General features: G+C 65.6%; 14 protein-coding genes. 5 read left to right on the top strand and 9 right to left on the bottom strand.

Annotated features, from left to right (window positions below):
- The first annotated feature begins 23 nt into the window (after positions 1-23).
- Genes BLV45_RS12690 through BLV45_RS12705 form a run of 4 tightly spaced genes read left to right on the top strand, consistent with a single transcriptional unit; the run spans position 24 to position 6,124 of the window.
- Positions 24-1,418 carry an undecaprenyl-phosphate glucose phosphotransferase gene (locus BLV45_RS12690; protein ID WP_090533418.1) on the top strand — a complete coding sequence of 465 codons (1,395 nt, stop codon included), beginning with the start codon at positions 24-26 and terminating at the stop codon, positions 1,416-1,418.
- Between the two features lie 23 nt (positions 1,419-1,441).
- On the top strand, positions 1,442-2,380 hold the full coding sequence (locus BLV45_RS12695; RefSeq protein ID WP_090533877.1) for a glycosyltransferase family 2 protein: 939 nt from the start codon (positions 1,442-1,444) through the stop codon (positions 2,378-2,380).
- A 31-nt stretch (positions 2,381-2,411) separates the two neighbouring features.
- Positions 2,412-3,692: a polysaccharide biosynthesis/export family protein gene (locus BLV45_RS12700; RefSeq protein ID WP_090533420.1), complete on the top strand. Its 1,281-nt coding sequence runs from the start codon at positions 2,412-2,414 to the stop codon at positions 3,690-3,692.
- Between the two features lie 23 nt (positions 3,693-3,715).
- Positions 3,716-6,124, top strand: a complete 2,409-nt coding sequence (locus BLV45_RS12705) for a polysaccharide biosynthesis tyrosine autokinase (RefSeq protein ID WP_090533422.1) — start codon at positions 3,716-3,718, stop codon at positions 6,122-6,124.
- Positions 6,125-6,306: 182 nt separating this feature from the next.
- Here BLV45_RS12705 and BLV45_RS12710 read toward each other — a convergent pair whose 3' ends face one another.
- On the bottom strand, positions 6,307-7,038 hold the full coding sequence (locus BLV45_RS12710; protein WP_090533423.1) for a class I SAM-dependent methyltransferase: 732 nt from the start codon (positions 7,036-7,038) through the stop codon (positions 6,307-6,309).
- Between the two features lie 212 nt (positions 7,039-7,250).
- Positions 7,251-8,441, bottom strand: coding sequence for a glycosyltransferase family 4 protein (locus tag BLV45_RS12715; protein WP_090533425.1), 1,191 nt, complete (start codon positions 8,439-8,441; stop codon positions 7,251-7,253).
- 177 nt (positions 8,442-8,618) lie between these two features.
- Between BLV45_RS12715 and BLV45_RS12720 the strand changes: the two genes are divergently transcribed.
- The gene (locus BLV45_RS12720; RefSeq protein WP_090533427.1) at positions 8,619-9,875 is read left to right on the top strand and encodes a glycosyltransferase family 4 protein; all 1,257 of its coding nucleotides are present in this window, start codon (positions 8,619-8,621) and stop codon (positions 9,873-9,875) included.
- Positions 9,876-9,885: 10 nt separating this feature from the next.
- Here the strand turns inward: BLV45_RS12720 and BLV45_RS12725 are convergent, their stop codons facing one another.
- The 7 genes from BLV45_RS12725 to BLV45_RS12755 form a co-directional block, all read right to left on the bottom strand.
- Positions 9,886-10,119 carry a hypothetical protein gene (locus tag BLV45_RS12725; protein WP_143130417.1) on the bottom strand — a complete coding sequence of 78 codons (234 nt, stop codon included), beginning with the start codon at positions 10,117-10,119 and terminating at the stop codon, positions 9,886-9,888.
- 182 nt (positions 10,120-10,301) lie between these two features.
- A complete protein-coding gene (gene rpiA / locus BLV45_RS12730; protein WP_090533432.1) occupies positions 10,302-10,997 on the bottom strand; it encodes a ribose-5-phosphate isomerase RpiA in 696 nt (231 codons plus the stop codon).
- A gap of 46 nt (positions 10,998-11,043) precedes the next feature.
- Positions 11,044-11,895, bottom strand: coding sequence for an N-acetylmuramoyl-L-alanine amidase (locus tag BLV45_RS12735; protein ID WP_090533434.1), 852 nt, complete (start codon positions 11,893-11,895; stop codon positions 11,044-11,046).
- Between the two features lie 281 nt (positions 11,896-12,176).
- Positions 12,177-12,806: a DAK2 domain-containing protein gene (locus BLV45_RS12740; RefSeq protein ID WP_090533436.1), complete on the bottom strand. Its 630-nt coding sequence runs from the start codon at positions 12,804-12,806 to the stop codon at positions 12,177-12,179.
- Positions 12,807-12,851: 45 nt separating this feature from the next.
- The gene (locus tag BLV45_RS12745; RefSeq protein WP_090533438.1) at positions 12,852-13,862 is read right to left on the bottom strand and encodes a dihydroxyacetone kinase subunit DhaK; all 1,011 of its coding nucleotides are present in this window, start codon (positions 13,860-13,862) and stop codon (positions 12,852-12,854) included.
- Positions 13,863-13,898: 36 nt separating this feature from the next.
- Positions 13,899-14,900, bottom strand: coding sequence for an ABC transporter permease (locus BLV45_RS12750; protein ID WP_090533439.1), 1,002 nt, complete (start codon positions 14,898-14,900; stop codon positions 13,899-13,901).
- Positions 14,897-16,450, bottom strand: a complete 1,554-nt coding sequence (locus tag BLV45_RS12755) for a sugar ABC transporter ATP-binding protein (RefSeq protein ID WP_090533443.1) — start codon at positions 16,448-16,450, stop codon at positions 14,897-14,899. The genes BLV45_RS12750 and BLV45_RS12755 overlap by 4 nt, the downstream gene beginning before the upstream one ends.
- Positions 16,451-16,551 lie beyond the last annotated feature (101 nt).

A 16,551-nucleotide genomic window follows, 5' to 3' on the forward strand; every position in this document is an offset into this window, starting at 1 on the left:
GGCGACGTGGCGGGAGCCATATCATGCTCTTCAAGCACATTGCACGCGCGCTCGATGCCCTCTTCGTCATCACGGGCGCGCTGGTCGCCCACTGGATGCGCTTTTCGACGCCCATCGAGCTGTCGGATACCGAGCGGCTCGTGATCGCGCTGTATTGCGCGCTCGTGCTGCTGCTGTTCCCCGGCTTCGGCGTGTACGACACGTGGCGCGGCAAGTCGCTGCCCGCGATGCTCGCGCGCGTGCTGGTCGCGCTCGTCGTGGCATCGGCGCTCGGGCTCGTGCTGGTCTTCACGCTGCACAGGATGGATGCGGTGTCGCGGCTCTGGTATGGCTCGTCGACGCTGATTGCCGGCGGTCTCATCATCACGACAAAACTGGTCGCGCATCTGCTGTTGCGTTACGTGCGCCGTCGCGGCCTGAACTACCGGACGGTCGCGATCGTCGGCACGCCGGGCTTCGTGCGCATGCTGCTCGCGCATCTCGAACATGCGCCCGAAGCGGGTTTCAAGCCGGTGTTCGTGCTCGACACGAGCGCCGATCCGGAATACGCCGAAGCGGCCAGCACGCGCATGCATCACGTGCCCGTGCTGACCGACGTCGAGGCGTTCGTGAAAAAGACGCGCACCGACGAAGTCAACGAAGTGTGGCTCGCGTTGCCGCTTTCGGAAGAGCGCACGATCTATCGCTTCACGAAGCTCTTTCGCGACGACTTCATCAACCTGCGTTTCATTCCTGACGTACGAAGCCTTTCGCTGTTCGACCGCGCGATCGTCGAGATTCTCGGCCTGCCGACGATCAACCTGAGCGCCTCGCCGATTTCGCCGCCGCAACTGTGGCCCAAGCTGGTTTTCGATCGCGTGTTCGCGCTCTTCGTGCTGACGGTCCTGTCGCCGCTCTTCGCGCTGATCGCCGTCGCGATCAAGCTGAGCTCGCCTGGGCCGGTGTTCTTCAAGCAGATGCGCAAGGGCGCGGACGGCCGGCCGTTCGAGATCTACAAGTTCCGTTCGATGACCGTGCATCACGAAGCGGCGGGCCACGTGACCCAGGCCTGCCGCAACGACGCGCGGGTGACGCGGCTCGGCGCGCTGCTGCGCAAGACGAGCCTCGACGAGTTGCCGCAGTTCATCAACGTGTTGCGCGGCCAGATGTCGGTGGTCGGGCCGCGGCCGCATGCGCTCGAACACGACGACCTGTACAAGGAGCTCGTCTACGGCTACATGCACCGCTACTGCATCAAGCCGGGCATCACCGGCTGGGCTCAGGTGAACGGCTATCGTGGCGCGACGACGAAAGTCGAGAAGATGGAGTCGCGCGTGAAGTTCGACCTCTTCTACATACATAACTGGTCGTTCTGGTTCGACATCCGGATCGTGTTCATCACGATCTTCAAGGGGTTTGTCGGCCGCAACGTCTATTGATTCTGTTTCATCGGGGATTCATCGTGAAGGTTTCTGTGATCGTGCCGACATGGCGGCGTACCGCCGATCTCGCCCGATGCGTCGCGGCGCTCTGTGCGCAGACACGACGCGTCGACGAGCTGGTCGTCGTCGCACGCGCGGAAGACCATGCTTCACTTCAATGGCTCGAGCAATTCCAGAACACGCCCCACGACACGCCGCTGCGCGTCGCGCTCGTTCGCGAGCCCGGCGTGGTGGCCGCGTATAACCGCGGCATCGAGGCCTCGACTGGCGACATCGTCGGCTTTACCGACGACGACGCCGCGCCGCACGCCGACTGGGTCGAGCGCATCGTCGCGGCGTTCGCGCGCGATCCGCTGCTGGGCGGCTTCGGCGGACGCGACATCGTTCACGAACGCAACGGTATTCTCACCGGCGAAAAACAGGCGGTGGGCGTCGTGAGCTGGTACGGGCGCGCGGTCGGCAACCATCACATCGGTGTCGGCGAGCCGCGCGACGTGCAGATACTCAAGGCCGTCAACATGGCGTTTCGCCGCCAGGCCATCGGCGCCGTGCGCTTCGATCCGCGCCTGCGCGGCAGCGGCGCCCAGGTGCATTGCGAAATGGCGTTCTGCCTCGACGTGATGCGCCGCGGCTGGAAGCTCATCTACGATCCGACGCTGCTCGTCGAGCACTACCCGGCGCAACGCAGCGACGAAGACCAGCGTTACACGTTCAACGACACGGCGTTTTACAACGCTTCCTTCAACCTCCGTCTCATCATGTGTGAACACCTGCCGCCGCTTGGCAGGGGGATGTTCGTCGTCTATGCATCGCTGATCGGCAATCGCGCGGACCCGGGGCTTGCGCGCGCGTTGTCGCTGGTGCTGGCCGGCGAAAGTCTCACGGTCGCGCTGCGTAAATGGTGGGTCGGCTTACGCGCAATGCGCGGTGCGTGGCGCGAAGCCATGCGCCAGGCGTGAAAGGCAATACCCGCTAACGCGAGGGACCACCATGATTATCAAAACATTATCAGCCGGCCTGCTCCTGATGAGTCTGGGAGCCTGTTCGCTGGCGCCGGGGCCGTATCTGGACCGTGACCGTCTCGACCAGACCGTCGAGCCGACCTATGCGTCCCTGAAATATCCCGTCAAGCCGATCGACATCGCGTACTTCGCGCAGGAGCGCGCCGCCGCGCAGCCGTCGAAGTGTCCGTTGACCTGCCTGACAAAAGAAGAACGCAACAACTACAGCTACAAGGTCGGCATCAACGACCAGCTCACCATCATCGTCTGGGACCACCCCGAACTGACGGGAGGCGGTGGCGGATTCGGCAACAGCGGAGGCGGCGGCAACACGCCGGCGCCGTTGCCACAGGGCAATGCCGGCAACTCGGCCGCGCTCTCGCCCGCGTCCGGCGGCATCACCAGCAGCGTCGGAGGCGTCGAGGGGGGGCTCGTGGTTCGCGTCGCCAACAACGGCACGATATTTTTCCCGCGCGTCGGCCGCGTCAAGGTGCTTGGCATGACGGCGGAGCAGATCCAGCACGTGCTGACGCAACGCATTTCGAAGGAGATCAAGAATCCGCAGCTCGACGTGCGCGTCTCGGGCTTCAACAGCCAGGTCATCCAGATGACCGGTAACGTGCGCAGCCCCGCCGCCGAATCGATTACCGACCTGCCGCTTTCCGTGGTCGACGCGATCAACCGCGCCGGCGGCGCGCTGGCCGATGCGGACCTGCAGAACGTCGGCATCACGCGTGACGGCAAACGCTATCTGGTCGACGTCGCGGCGCTGCTCGAAACCGGCGACCCGCAGCAGAACGTCATCCTGCAGGACGGCGACATCGTCGACGTGCCGGACCGCTCGAACAGCCGCGTCTTCGTGCTCGGCGAAGTCGTGCGTCCCACGTCGCTGCCGATGAACCGCGGCAAGCTGTCGCTCGCCGACGCGCTGACAGGCGCCAACGGCATCGACGTGAAAACGGGCGACCCGCGTTTCATCTACGTGGTGCGCGGCGCGTTCAATCCCGCGCTCGCGCCCATCACGCAACCCGCCGGGGCGGTGCCCGTTTCGGCGAAGCCCAATCTCAAGGACAGCGCGCTCGTGCCGCTCGTGTACCGGCTCGACATGACGCAGGTCGACGCGATCATGTTGATGACCCGCTTCGAGTTGCAGCCGCGCGACGTGGTCTACGTGCAGGTCGCGAGTTCCGCACGCTTTAACCGCTTCCTCGAACAGCTGACGCCGACTATCCAGACCATCTTCTTTACCAAAGAACTGGTCCACCCCTGATCCAGGGCATGCGAGAGATACCCATGAGCACCTACGACACGCTTGACCCCTCGCCCGCGCCAGGAAGCGACGAGGAGGAAGTAGTACGGGACCTGATCCGGATCGTGTTCGAGCAGATCTGGTGGGTGCTCGGTATCGCCGGCACCGTCATCCTGCTGTCGGTCATCTATGCAAAGACGGCGGTTCACATCTATTCCGCCGATGCGATGATCCAGGTCGAAACGCCGACGTCGAGCACGTCGAGCGCCGCTGCCCTTTCCGCGTTGACCACGGTGGGCGGCAGCGCGCCGCGTACCGACGCGGAGATCGAGATCATCCGCAGCCGGACCGTGGTGGAGCCGGTGGTCGAGCAGTTCAAGCTGAACTTCTGGACGGCCGAGAACCGGGTGCCGTATATCAGCGCGGTTTCCCGGCTCTTCGCGCATCGAGGCAAGCCGCTCGCGGCGTGGTTCGGCATGCAGTCCTATGCATGGGGCGGCGAAATCTTCACGGTCGACTCGATCACGGTGCCGAAGAGCCTGGACGGGGTCAAACTGACCTTGATCGCCGGGAACAACGGCACCTACCAGCTTCTCGACGGGAACAGGCAGCCTGTCCTGAGCGGTGTCGCCGGCGAGCCCGCGACGGGGGGCGGCGTCACGCTGCTCGTCAAGCAGCTCGTCGCGCGCCCGGGGACGGAATTTTTCGTCACGCGCATCAATCAGCTCGATGCGGTGCTCGGTCTTGCCGGCGGCCTGCAGGTGAGCGAAAAGGGCCACGACACGGGGATCGTGCAACTGTCGTACTCCGGTGTCGATCCGAAGCTGATCACGGCGATCACGAATGCCGTCGCGCTCTCGTACATGCACCATCGCACCGAGCGGGCCCAGGAAGAAGCCAGCAAGATGCTGTCGTTCCTGAACAGCGAGCTGCCGCATCTGCGCGACGAACTGAAGCGCTCGGAAACGGCGCTGTCGGAATATCAGGCGCGCGTCGGCACGTTTCAGCCGACCCAGGAAGCGCAGGTGTATCTGTCCGGCGGTCTCCAGTACGAAAAGGAAATCGCGTCGCTCAGGATCCAGCGCTCGCAGTTGCTACAACGGTTCACGCCCGACAGCCTCGAGGTACAAACGATCGACGCGCAGATCGCCGCGATGGGACGCGAGAAGGCCCGTTTCGAGGACCGTTTCAAGACCTTGCCCGGCACCGAACGCCAGGCGATGTCGCTGCAACGGGACGCGAAAGTCGCGGAGGAAGTTTATGTCGCGCTGCTCAACCGGATCCAGGAACTGTCGATCACGCGTGCGGGCACGATCGGCAACGTCCATATCGTCGACGAGGCGCTGGTTCCGTCCGCACCGGTGAAGCCGAAGGCCGCGCTGATCATCTCGGGCGGCACGATGCTCGGCGTCATTGCCGGCATCGGCTTTGCGATCGTGCGACGCAAGTTCCTGACGGGTGTCGCCGATCCCGACATGGTGGAACGGCGCTTTCGCGTGCCCGTGCTCGGCTCCATTTCGTATAGCGTCGAGCAGGCCCGCGCCGACCGTCTCGCGTACGAAAGGAAACAGGCCCGATTGCAGCGTCCCCAGGGTTGGGCCCGGCTCGCCAGTCCGTCGATGCCGAACGCGACCACCCTTTCCGGCTTCATGCGGCGCGTGATACCGCGGCTCCCGGGTGCGGGCGCGGTGGCGGCGGTGCGCGAAGCGTCGGTCGTGCTGCACGGCGAGCACACGCCGACCCGGCCGCTGCTCGTCAAGATGAATCCGTTCGACGTGTCGGTGGAAGGATTGCGCGGCCTGCGCTCGGCACTGCAATTCGGTCTCGTCGATGCGCCGAACCGCATCGTGTGCCTGACGAGTCCGGCGCCGTCCGACGGCAAGAGCTTCCTGTGCGCCAATCTGGCGACGCTGCTGTCCGAATCGGGCCGGCGGGTACTGCTGATCGACGCGGATCTGCGACGCGGACGGCTCGCGCAATATTTCGGCAGTTCACCGGAAGGCGGGCTGACCGAACTGCTGACCGGCCAGATCGACGTCGAGACCGCGGCGCGCGCGACCGGCGTCGAGGGGCTGCATTTCATCGGAGCCGGTGCTTACCCGCCCAATCCTTCTGAAATTCTCGCGTCGTCGCGTTTTTCCCATGTCATTCACCGGCTCGAACAGGAGTTCGACATCGTGCTGGTCGACACGCCGCCGCTTCTCGCGGTGGCGGATGCCGCGGTCGTCGCCAACATCGCCGGCTCGACGATTCTCGTGATGCGCGCGGGCATCCATACGGAACGCGATATCGACGAGTCGCTCAAGAAACTGCGGCGCGCTCGGGCCCGCATCATCGGAACCGTGATGAATGCCATGCAGATCAAGCGTGGCGGCCGCTACGGCTCCTATGACTACGCTTACGCGCATACCTATACCGTGTCGATGCCGACGGACGAGTCCAAAGACGAGTGACGCTGTCGTATCGAAGACGTGATGGCCGTGCCCGACGTACAACGCGGGCGCGGCTTTTTTATGGTTCATCGCGGATTTCGGGAGCGCGGGACCTGCGGACTGGCACCGCGAAATGCAGAACGCCGGCAGCGGTGCCGGCGTTCTCTTCAGGTTCGTTCTTCGTCGTTGCGACGATTCACCTGTCAGGACAGGCAGACGTACTGCCGATAGCTATATTTGCGCAACGCCGGGAAACGGGCCAGCAGCCGGTCGAGCGCCAGCGCCGGTCCGTGCAGACGACCGCGCAGCAGGTAGGTCGACGCCATCTGGATAAAGATCATTTCCGGAAATTCCGTGGTCACCGTGAAATGCCTGCGCAGTTCATCGACCTCGCGTGGCGCGAGCGGCGACTCGTCGACGTCGCCGTACTTTGGAACCCACAACTTGCCGATGACGTTATCGCGAAACCACATCATCGTGTCGCTCGCGCCATTGTTTTCCCAGAAGAAGGCCCGGCCACCGGGCTTGATCGTCGCCCGCAACACGGCGCCGAACTGATCGAACGGCTCGATGTGGTGCAGGATCATCGAACCGAATACACAGTCGACCTGCGGCAATGTCGCGAGGTTTTGCGCGGCGAGCACGACGGGCCGGATATTGTCGATGCGATGCTCCGCGCAATAGCGCTTCAGGTTCTCGATGGCGAGCGGGCTCAAATCGACGCTGATCACGTTGGCGCCGAGCGACGCGAAATAGAGCGAAGACGCGCCCGCGCCGCAGCCCAGGTCGACCAGCGTCTTGCCGTGTAACGGGCCAAAGTGCTCGACTGCGCGGCGATACACGGGGCAATCGAGGTCCGGCATGTCGACAAGGCGACTGCTGTCTTCGCTGCGCGCGCGAAACAAACCGTCCCAAAACTCAGTAGCCTGTTGCATCGATTGCTCCTTGCATCCATTGCCGGCATTCGCGGCAGGTTCAATTAACTTCGAGCGGCGCGGAATCGCGCGTCGACATTATTGCCGGACGGTCGATACCGCACTGTTCGCGCACACACGCTCGATGCGGGCGCGCAAAGCCTGGTGGAACGCGGCGGTGGCGCGGACGGCAGGTGGAGGCAGCTAGCTACCGGCTAGCTACCCGGTATCGGCTAGCGTCCCCACGTTCCGCGTCGCGCGGCGTCGCCGGGCCACGCGTCGACAGGCGTTACTTCGACGCGCGGGCGCGCGCCCGCCGCGGCAATCGTGCGCGTGACTTCAAGCATGAACTTGTGCCGGAACGTGGCCGCTGAAAACCGCTCGGCGTTCGCGCGGCACGCGGTGGCCGTGATCAGCGTGTGCTGCCGCTCGAAGCGCTCCAGCGCCTCCAGCAGCGAAGCGACGGTTTGCCGTTCGAAATAGACGCCCGTCGGGCACGGTTCGCCCAGCGGAATCACCGTTTCGAGCGCGCCGCCCTTGCCATAGGCGATCACCGGTGTGCCGCACGCCTGCGCCTCCACGGAAACGATGCCGAAATCCTCCTCGGCGGCAAACACAAACGCCCGCGCGCGCTGCAGAAGGTCACGCAGCACCTCGAAGGGTTGATATCCGAGAATCTGCACGTTCGGTCCCGCCCTGGCGCGAATCGACGCCATCTCCGGACCGTCGCCGACAACCACCAGCCGGCGGCCGGGTGTCGCCGTGAACGCCTCGACGATCAGCGACATCCGCTTGTACTGCACCATGCGCGAAGCGGCCAGGTAAAAATCATCTTTCTGCGCGCACACATCGAATCTGTTCACGTCGACGGGCGGCGCGATCACGGTCGCGTCGCGGCGATACGCCTTCTGGATCCGGCGCGCGACGAACTCCGAGTTCGCGATCAGCCGGTCGACGCCGTTCGTCGAGTGCGTATCCCAGCCGCGCAGATAGTGCAGCAACGCGCGGGTCGCCCAGGACCGCGGCCCGCGCGTGAGCTTTGCCTCACGCAGATATTGGTGCTGCAGGTCCCACGCATAGCGCATCGGCGAATGCACGTAGCTCACGTGCGTCTGGTCCGGGCCGACCAGCACGCCCTTGGCGACCGCATAGGAACTCGAAATGACGAGATCGAAGCTCGACAGATCAAGCTGCTCGATGGCGAGCGGCATGAGCGGCAGATACATCCGGTAGTGGCGCCGTGCAAATGGCAGACGCTGGATGAAGCTGGTGGTGACCTTCTTGCCGTGAACCGGCGCACGGTCTTCGAGAAAATCGACGAGACTGTACAACTCCGCATCCGGAAAGCAGTGGATGATGTGCTCGAGCACCTTCTCCGCACCGCCGGGCGACACCAGCCAGTCGTGGACGATCGCGACTTTCATGATTTCCGTACCAGGAGAAAAGCAGACCAGGCCAGTGTAAGCGGCCGTTTTGCGGCCGTGCGTGCGCGCGGCCACACAGCACGCACGCCGCTTTGCGAATAATGAGGACTCGTCGGGCGGCCGGCCTGCGCGCCGCGCCCTGCCCGCCTGATTCCGCATCTCTCCTGGCGCACGACGATGAACGCTCCTGACCTGATCCGCCGTTTCCAGCCAGCCAAAGCCGGCGCCGCGGCGCTGCCCGCCGAAGCCGGCGTGTACGACGGCACGCGCACGCCGACGGTGCTCTTCCTCGATCAGACCGGCCAGATGGGCGGCGCCGAATTCGCGCTGCTGCCGCTCGCCGAAGCATGCACGGCGCGCGGCGAGGTCGTGCTGCTGGCCGACGGGCCATTTCGCGCCCGGCTCGAGGAACACGGCGTGCACGTGAAGGTGCTGAGCGACGCGCGCGTCTCGAACCTCGACCGCGAAGCCGTGCGGCTCAACCTGCTTTCCGCGGTGCCGGGCATCCTGAGGCAGATACGGGCGATCGCACGCGAGGCGCGGCGCTTCGACGTGCTCTTCGTCAACACGCAGAAAGCGATGGTGCTCGGCGCGCTCGGCAAGCCGCTGCACCGGCGCCCGGTGATCTGGTTTCTGCACGACATCATGTCGCGCGCGCACTTCGGACGCGTGCAGTTGCTGGTCGTCAAATGGCTCGCGCGTTACGTGGTGGACCAGGTCGTGGCCAACTCGCGCGCCTCGGCCGAAGCCCTGAGCGCGCTGGCCGGCATCCCCGCCGAACGCATTCCGGTGATTCCGAATGGCATCGACGCCGCCGCCTTCCACAAGGTCGACGCGCATACCGCCGACGACCGCGCCGCGCTGCGCCGCCGCCTCGGCCTGCCCGAGGACGCATACCTTGCGGGTCTCTTTGGCCGCCTCGCGCCGTGGAAAGGTCAGCACATCGCGTTGCAGGCGCTTGCGAAGCTGCCCGACGTACATCTCGTGCTGGTTGGCGCGCCGCTTTTCGGCGAACATGCCTATGCCGACGGCCTGCGCCTGCAGGCCGAAGAACTCGGCGTGACCGGGCGCGTGCATTTCGCGGGCTTTCGCGACGACATGCCGGCCTGGATGAAAGCGATGGACGTGATCCTGCATACGTCGATCGACCCTGAACCGCTCGGGCGCGTGGTGATCGAAGGCATGATCGCGGAGCGCCCGGTGGTCGCGGCAGCCGCCGGCGGCGTACTGGAGATCGTGCGCGACGGCCACAACGGTCTGCTGGCCCAACCCGGCGATGTAGACGGCATCGTCAAGGCCATCGACACCGTTCGCCTTCACCCGGACGTCGCGCAGCGTCTCGCGAAACAGGGGGCGATCGACGCGCAACGCGACTTTTCGCTCGAAGCCTACGTGAGCAGAATGACCCAGGCGATTGCACGCGCGGCGCGGTAAGGCACACACGTCAGCCCCGCGACCGCTCGGCGCCACCCGCCTTCATGTCGTGCATCGCGGCAAGCATGGCAAGATGCGCGCGCTCGACGGCCACCTCCTCGTCGCTCATCGCGTTACACGCCTGCGCGCCCATGATCACGCCAAGACATAACCCATAGTTGCCCGCGAGCACGCTTGCGGCCGTCGAGTTGCATTTCATGCGCTCATAAGCGACGTCGAGCGTGCGCCTCAATTTGCCTTGCATCGTCACCGGACTCTCCTTTCTGCGGTCAACACCGACGAAAGAAGCGTACCCGTGCGCAGGTCGAAGCGTAACTGGCCGGATGGCCTATAGCTCTCGCGAGAAAGATCGGGCACATTGAAAAAGCGCCGCGTGCCAGGGGGCAGCGCGGCGCTTTTTAGCGGACCCAACGTGATGCAGCAAATTCAGTTTCTTTCGTACACGATCGTCTCGACACCGGTGTCGCCGCCAAGCAGGCAGATATCGGCGCCGCGCGCGGCGAAGAGGCCCACCGTCACCACGCCCGGCCATGCGTTCACGTGCATTTCGAGCGTGCGCGGGTCGCTGATGCGAAGACCCTTGACGTCGAGAATCTCGTTGCCGTTGTCGGTCAGGAACGGCGTACCGTCCTTCTGCACGCGTACCACCGGCACGCCGCCCATCGCCGTGATGCGCCGGCCAGTCGCGGTGCGCGCCATCGGCACGACCTCGACCGGCAGCGGAAACGTGCCGAGCACGTCCACGCGCTTGCTGGCGTCCGCGATGCAGACGAACACTTCCGACACGGAAGCCACGATCTTCTCGCGCGTCAGCGCCCCGCCGCCGCCCTTGATCATGGCGCCGCTAGCATCGATCTCGTCGGCGCCGTCCACGTACACCGTCAGCGAATCGATCTCGTTCAGATCGAACACCTTGATGCCGTGCGACTGCAGACGCGCGGTGGTGGCGAGCGAGCTGGACACCGCGCCGCGATAGCGCTGCTTCGTCGCGGCCAGTGCGTCGATAAAGCAGTTCGCGGTCGAGCCCGTGCCGACACCGATCACGGCGCCCTGGGGCACATGGGCATTCACGTAGTCGGCGGCGGCCTGGCCGACCAGTTGCTTGAGTTCGTCCTGAGTCATGGGGATGTAAGGCGGGCGTGAGTAAAAACGTGAGTTTACCGGAAGCTCAGGGGGCCGGCCGCGTCGGCGGCGCTTCGGGGCCGATGTACTTGTCGAGCAGCGCGTCCGCGATCGCTTCGGTTTCGGCATCGGGGTTGCCCGCGTAGTCGCGCGGCCGGAAGTGCATCTGGAACGCCGCGAACACGCGGCGGGTGCGCGCGTCGAGCACGCCATCGGTGGCCGTCTCGTAGCCGTAACGCGCAAGCCGGCGCTGCAGGCCGGCTACGTCGACGGGTTGAGCGGGGTCGCGTCCCGCAAGATGCGCGCTCACGGTAGCGGCGTCCGGCCATGCGCCGACGCCCGCGTCGTAGAGCTGCTTCCACGGAAACAGCGGGCCAGGATCGATCTTGCGTTGCGGCGCGATATCGCTGTGGCCCACCACGCGTGTCGGCGGAATGCCGTAGCGCGAGACGATGTCCTTCGCGAGACGGATCAGCGCGTCGACCTGCGCCGGCGGATACGGCTGCCAGCCGCGGCCCTGGGGCGTGTCGATGGGGCCGAGGTTGACGTTCTCGATGCCGATGGAAGCCGCGTTCAGTTCGGTCGTGCCCTGCCAGTAGCTCGTCCCCGCATGCCACGCGCGCTGGCTCTCGGGCACCAGCTGGAAAACCACGGGCTCGCCGTGTTCGATCCTGGGCGCGTCCGGCACGACGTAATGGGCGCTGACGCCTTCCGTGGTCAGCACCTGCAGCGACTTCGCCTCGTCGATCTCGGTGTAGTGCATCACCAGAAACCGCACGCGCGAGTCGGCGCTCCGTGCGTGCCGGCTTGTGTCGGCGAGGTAGGTGCCGCGCTCGACCATCGTCGTCGTGCAGGCGGCGAGCAACGCGGTGCAGAGCGCGAGCGCCGCCGCGCGCATGAGGCACTGAACGCGGGCGCGATTTACGTCAATTGAATTCATTCGTCACTGCGTAGCCGCGGGCGCCGGGGGTTCGATGACTTTTGTCGACGCCGGCACGATTGAAATGAAGCGTGTCATGCGCGGGCGGATTGCGCCCTGAGCCAGGTCACAACCGCTTCCGCGCACGAGTCCGCACGCATGAAGCGCGAACGCTTACGTCTTTGTGAACGCCCCACGCTGGCCGACATTCTAGTCGGCTATCGGGATGAAGTCGTGTCAGCTGACCGGGGCGCAATCCATCAATCGGCGGTCAGTGCGCCGCGCAGTGCCTCCAGAAAGCGCAGATACGCGGTCGCCCCCGGATCGGGATGGCCGATGCTGCGCTCCTGCACCCACGCCGCCCGTCCCTTCTGCGACTGCAGGCCCGCCGTCGCCCCGATCCTCTCGCGCGCCGTATCGATCATCAAGGCCAGCAGCGCATCCGCCTCGCCCTGCGACGCCTCCAGCACATCCAGACTGGGCACCAGCGCATCGAGCACGGTCTTGTCGCCGACCTTGCTCTTGCCGCGTTCGGTGATGCGCGCCGCCACCGCGCGGCCGATGGCCAGCGCCTCATCCTTGCCGGCCGAAGACTTGCCCGACACCGCCTTCGCGGCGGCAAGCAGCCCGCCGCCGATCAGCGCGGCAAACGTCGACGGATTCGCCGTCGAGAAGGCCTTGCCGGCAGCAAGCAGGACGTCGTTGAGCGTGGCGTCGGCGGGCAATGCCGCGAGCGCCGCGACGACCGCCGCCGAGCCGGCCTGCACCGTGATGCCGAGGTCGCCGTCGCCCAGCGCCGCATCGAGTTCGCGAAGCTCCTCCGCGTGCGCGGGGAGCGTCGACAATGCACGGCTCAGCACAGTGCGCAATTCGCTGCAGGAAACACGCATGCCACTCTCCTTTTAAATCGGCCCGAAACCGGCTTCAAACAGCGATCAGGCCGGAGACCAGTCATGAAAGAGCGGCGAACGCGCGGGCGCGGAGAGCAGCGCTTCGAGCTCGTCGTCCAGCAGCAGCACTGTGATCGACGCACCCGCCATCTCCAGGCTCGTCACATACTCGCCGACATACGAGCGCGCGATCGTCAGCCCCTGATCCGCGATCGTCGCAGCCGTGCGCCGGTACAGCAGATACAGTTCCTCGAGCGGCGTCGCGCCCAGCCCGTTGACCAGCACCGCCACGCGCGAGCCCTTCGGCGCGGCGAGGTCGCGCAGGATTTCGCCGGACAGCCGGTCGGCGATCGCGTCGGCCGTTTCGAGCTTTCCGCGATGCGTGCCGGGCTCGCCGTGAATGCCGATGCCGATTTCCATCTCGCCTTCAGGCAGCGTAAAGGTCGGCTTGCCGGCGGCGGGCAGGATCGTCGGCGACAGGCCGACGCCCATCGTCCGGCACTGCGCGTTGGCCTTCGCCGTGATCCGCGCGACTTCGTCGAGCGGATCGCCGCGCTCCGCCGCCGCACCCGCGCACTTGAACGCGAACACCATCCCGGCGACGCCGCGCCGCTCGCTCGCGCGCTCAGGCGGCGCCGACGCGACGTCGTCGGTCAGCAGCACGGTCCTGATGTCGATGCCTTCCGGTTCCGCGAGATCGGCGGCCAAGTCGAAATTGAACACGTCCCCGCCGTAGTTGCCGTACACGTAGAGCACGCCCGCGCCGCCGTTGACCGCCTTCGTCGCCTCGAAAATCTGTTCCGACGACGGCGACGAAAACACGTTGCCCACCGCGACGCCGCTGCACAGCCCCTCGCCGACATAGCCGAGAAAGCCCGGCATATGGCCCGATCCGCCGCCCGTCACGATACCGACGCGACCCTGCTTCGGCGCGTCCGCCCGCACCAGCGCGCGGCGATCGGCGGTGGCGGCCTTGATCCAGCCTGGGTGCGCGATCAGCAGCGAATCGATCACCTCGTCGACGAACTGGTCCGGCTGGTTGATGATTTTTTTCACACGAGTCTCCCTGGGATATCCGGTTAAAAAAAGTGGTCAGTTCTTGCGACGCTGGCTGAGCGCGTCGAGCATCACCGCGGCGAAGATCACGCCGCCCTGAATGAACTGGGTCCAGAAAGGATTCACGCCGAGCAGCGACAGCCCGACGTTGATCACGCCGATCAGCACCACGCCGATAAACGTGCCGACGATCGAACCGCGGCCACCGGCAAGCGACGTGCCGCCGATCACGATGCCCGCGATCACCTGCAGTTCGAGCCCGTTCGCCGCCGACGGCAACGCCGAGTTCAGGCGTCCCGCGAGCACGATGCCGGCAATCGCCGCCGTCACGCCGGCAAGCGTATAGGTCAGAAAGATCACGCGGTTCACCGGAATGCCGGCGAGCCGCGCCGCCTCCTTGTTGCCGCCGACCGCGAACACCTGATGGCCGAAGGTGGTCTTGCGCAGCAGCACGTGGCCGGCCAGGAACACGATCAGCATGACGATCATCGGCGCGGGCAACCCCGCCACCGACTTCGCGCCGAACGCGGTGAACGCGTTGGGGAAATCGAACTTGGTGCGGCCGTCGGAAATGGCGAGCGTGAGGCCGCGCGCCATCGCCATCATCGCGAGCGTCACGATGAACGGCACGAGCCGCAACCACGCGACCGAAATGCCGTTGAGCGCGCCGACGCCCGCCCCGACCGCGACGGCAATCACGAGACCGGCGAGACCGAGCCCGATGTTGTCGGGCGTGGAACCCGCCATCAGCGCCGCGGCGACCATCCCGCTTAGCGCCACCAGCGAGCCGACCGACAGGTCGATGCCGGACGTGATGATCACGAACGTGCCGCCGACCGCGGCGATCCCCACCACCGACACCTGCACCATGATGTTGGTCAGCGTGCTGGTGGTGAGAAATTCCGGCGAAGCCACCGACAGCACCACGCAGATGATCACCAGCGCGGCGAACAGCGGCCCGATGCCGCTGCGCAACTGTCGTATCAGGCGGCTCGAAACCGCTTCGGTATCTGCCGGTTTTGCTGCCGTCGAAGTCATGCGCCTACTCCTGTCGTCGCCCACTGAATGACCGTTTCCGAATCCGCCTTGTCGCGCGGCAGCTCGGTGACGATCCTGCCGCGATGCATCACGAGGACGCGGTCCGACATGCCCAGCAATTCCGGTAACTCCGAACTCACCATCACGACCGCCGCGCCCGCCCGCGCCATCGACACCATATGCGAATAGATTTCCGTCTTCGCGCCGACGTCGATGCCGCGCGTCGGTTCGTCGAGCATGATCACGGCCGGTTGCGTCGCGCTCGCGCGGCCGAGAATCACTTTTTGCTGATTGCCGCCGGACAGGTTGCCGGTGATCTGCAGCGCCGAAGGCGCGCGCACCGCGAAGCGCGCAATGGCATCCTGCGCGAGCGTGCGCTTTCTCGCGTTGCGCACGAAGCCGCCCGTCGCCAGCGCCTTCAGGCTCGACAGCGCGATGTTTTCCTCGATGCTCGCGTCGAGCACGAGACCTTCGAGCTTGCGGTCCTCCGCCGTGTAGACGAGGCCGTGACGCATGCCCTCGACGGGAGAATGAATCGCGACCTTGCGGCCGCGTATCCAGATCTCGCCTTCGGTGACCTTGTGCGCGCCGAAAATCGCCTTCAGCAACTCGGTGCGCCCGGCGCCGGCAATGCCCGCGATCCCGACGATTTCGCCTGCCCGCACGCTGAAACTCGCGTGCCGGACGATCGGCGGACTCGCCAGGTCGCGCACGTCCAGCACCACCGGCCCGTAATCGCGCGGCTCCCACGGATAGAACGAATCCAGCGTGCGCGCGACCATCGCCTGCACCAGATCCTGTTCGGTCCATTGCGCCATCGGCCGCTCGCCGACCGTCGCGCCATCGCGCATCACGACGGCGGAATCGGCCAGCTCGAATACTTCTTCCAGATGATGCGAGATGAAGATGATGCCCATCCCGGTTGCCCGCAAGCGTCGCACGACCGCATAGAGATTGGCGATATCCGCGGCCTGCAGGGCCGCCGTTGGTTCGTCCATCACGAGGATGCGGGCGTCGCGCGCGACCGCCTTCGCGACTTCGACCAGTTGCCGCCTGTTCAACGGCAGGTCGCCCAGCCGCATCGACGGTGACACCATGTCGAGCCCCACCTGGGCGAGCGCTTCGCGCGCCCGTTTGTCCGCGTCGCGCCGCAGCACGAAGCCATTGCGCGCCGGCATCCGGCCGAGAAACAGGTTTTCGGCGACGGTCATGTCGTTGATCAGCGACAGTTCCTGATAGATCACGGCGACGCCCGCGTCGATTGCCGCATGAGTGCCGCGGGCAAGCGGCTGGCCGTTGATCTCGATCGTGCCTTCGTCCGGTTCATACGCGCCCGACAGCGTCTTGATCAACGACGACTTGCCCGCACCGTTCTCGCCGACGATCGCCATCACGTGACCCGCGTGCAGCGTGAGGCTCACGCCGCGCAGCGCCTTCACGCCTGGAAAGCTCTTGACGATGCCTTCCATATGCAGCAAAGGCGCGCGACTTCCGGTGTCTGCGTCCGGCTGCGCGCCGGCCTGATACTGCGAAGCTGTTTGCGCATTCATGATTGCGTCCTGCGTGGAAGGACACGCGCGTTGCCTGCTGCGGGCAACACGCGTGCCCTGGCGTGACTCCAGTGCGTCGTCAACTGAAGCTCAAGCCGTCT

The sequence above is a fragment of the Paraburkholderia sartisoli genome, from assembly GCF_900107685.1.
Lineage (GTDB): Bacteria > Pseudomonadota > Gammaproteobacteria > Burkholderiales > Burkholderiaceae > Paraburkholderia > Paraburkholderia sartisoli.

What these genes read in the sequence shown, in the direction of transcription:
- BLV45_RS12690 (WP_090533418.1), top strand. Translation starts at nt 24, where the DNA reads ATGCTCTTCAAGCACATTGCACGCGCGCTCGATGCCCTCTTCGTCATC.
- BLV45_RS12700 (WP_090533420.1), top strand. Translation starts at nt 2,412, where the DNA reads ATGATTATCAAAACATTATCAGCCGGCCTGCTCCTGATGAGTCTGGGA.
- BLV45_RS12705 (WP_090533422.1), top strand. Translation starts at nt 3,716, where the DNA reads ATGAGCACCTACGACACGCTTGACCCCTCGCCCGCGCCAGGAAGCGAC.
- BLV45_RS12710 (WP_090533423.1), bottom strand. Translation starts at nt 7,038, where the DNA reads ATGCAACAGGCTACTGAGTTTTGGGACGGTTTGTTTCGCGCGCGCAGC.
- BLV45_RS12715 (WP_090533425.1), bottom strand. Translation starts at nt 8,441, where the DNA reads ATGAAAGTCGCGATCGTCCACGACTGGCTGGTGTCGCCCGGCGGTGCG.
- BLV45_RS12720 (WP_090533427.1), top strand. Translation starts at nt 8,619, where the DNA reads ATGAACGCTCCTGACCTGATCCGCCGTTTCCAGCCAGCCAAAGCCGGC.
- BLV45_RS12725 (WP_143130417.1), bottom strand. Translation starts at nt 10,119, where the DNA reads ATGCAAGGCAAATTGAGGCGCACGCTCGACGTCGCTTATGAGCGCATG.
- rpiA (WP_090533432.1), bottom strand. Translation starts at nt 10,997, where the DNA reads ATGACTCAGGACGAACTCAAGCAACTGGTCGGCCAGGCCGCCGCCGAC.
- BLV45_RS12735 (WP_090533434.1), bottom strand. Translation starts at nt 11,895, where the DNA reads ATGCGCGCGGCGGCGCTCGCGCTCTGCACCGCGTTGCTCGCCGCCTGC.
- BLV45_RS12740 (WP_090533436.1), bottom strand. Translation starts at nt 12,806, where the DNA reads ATGCGTGTTTCCTGCAGCGAATTGCGCACTGTGCTGAGCCGTGCATTG.
- BLV45_RS12750 (WP_090533439.1), bottom strand. Translation starts at nt 14,900, where the DNA reads ATGACTTCGACGGCAGCAAAACCGGCAGATACCGAAGCGGTTTCGAGC.
- BLV45_RS12755 (WP_090533443.1), bottom strand. Translation starts at nt 16,450, where the DNA reads ATGAATGCGCAAACAGCTTCGCAGTATCAGGCCGGCGCGCAGCCGGAC.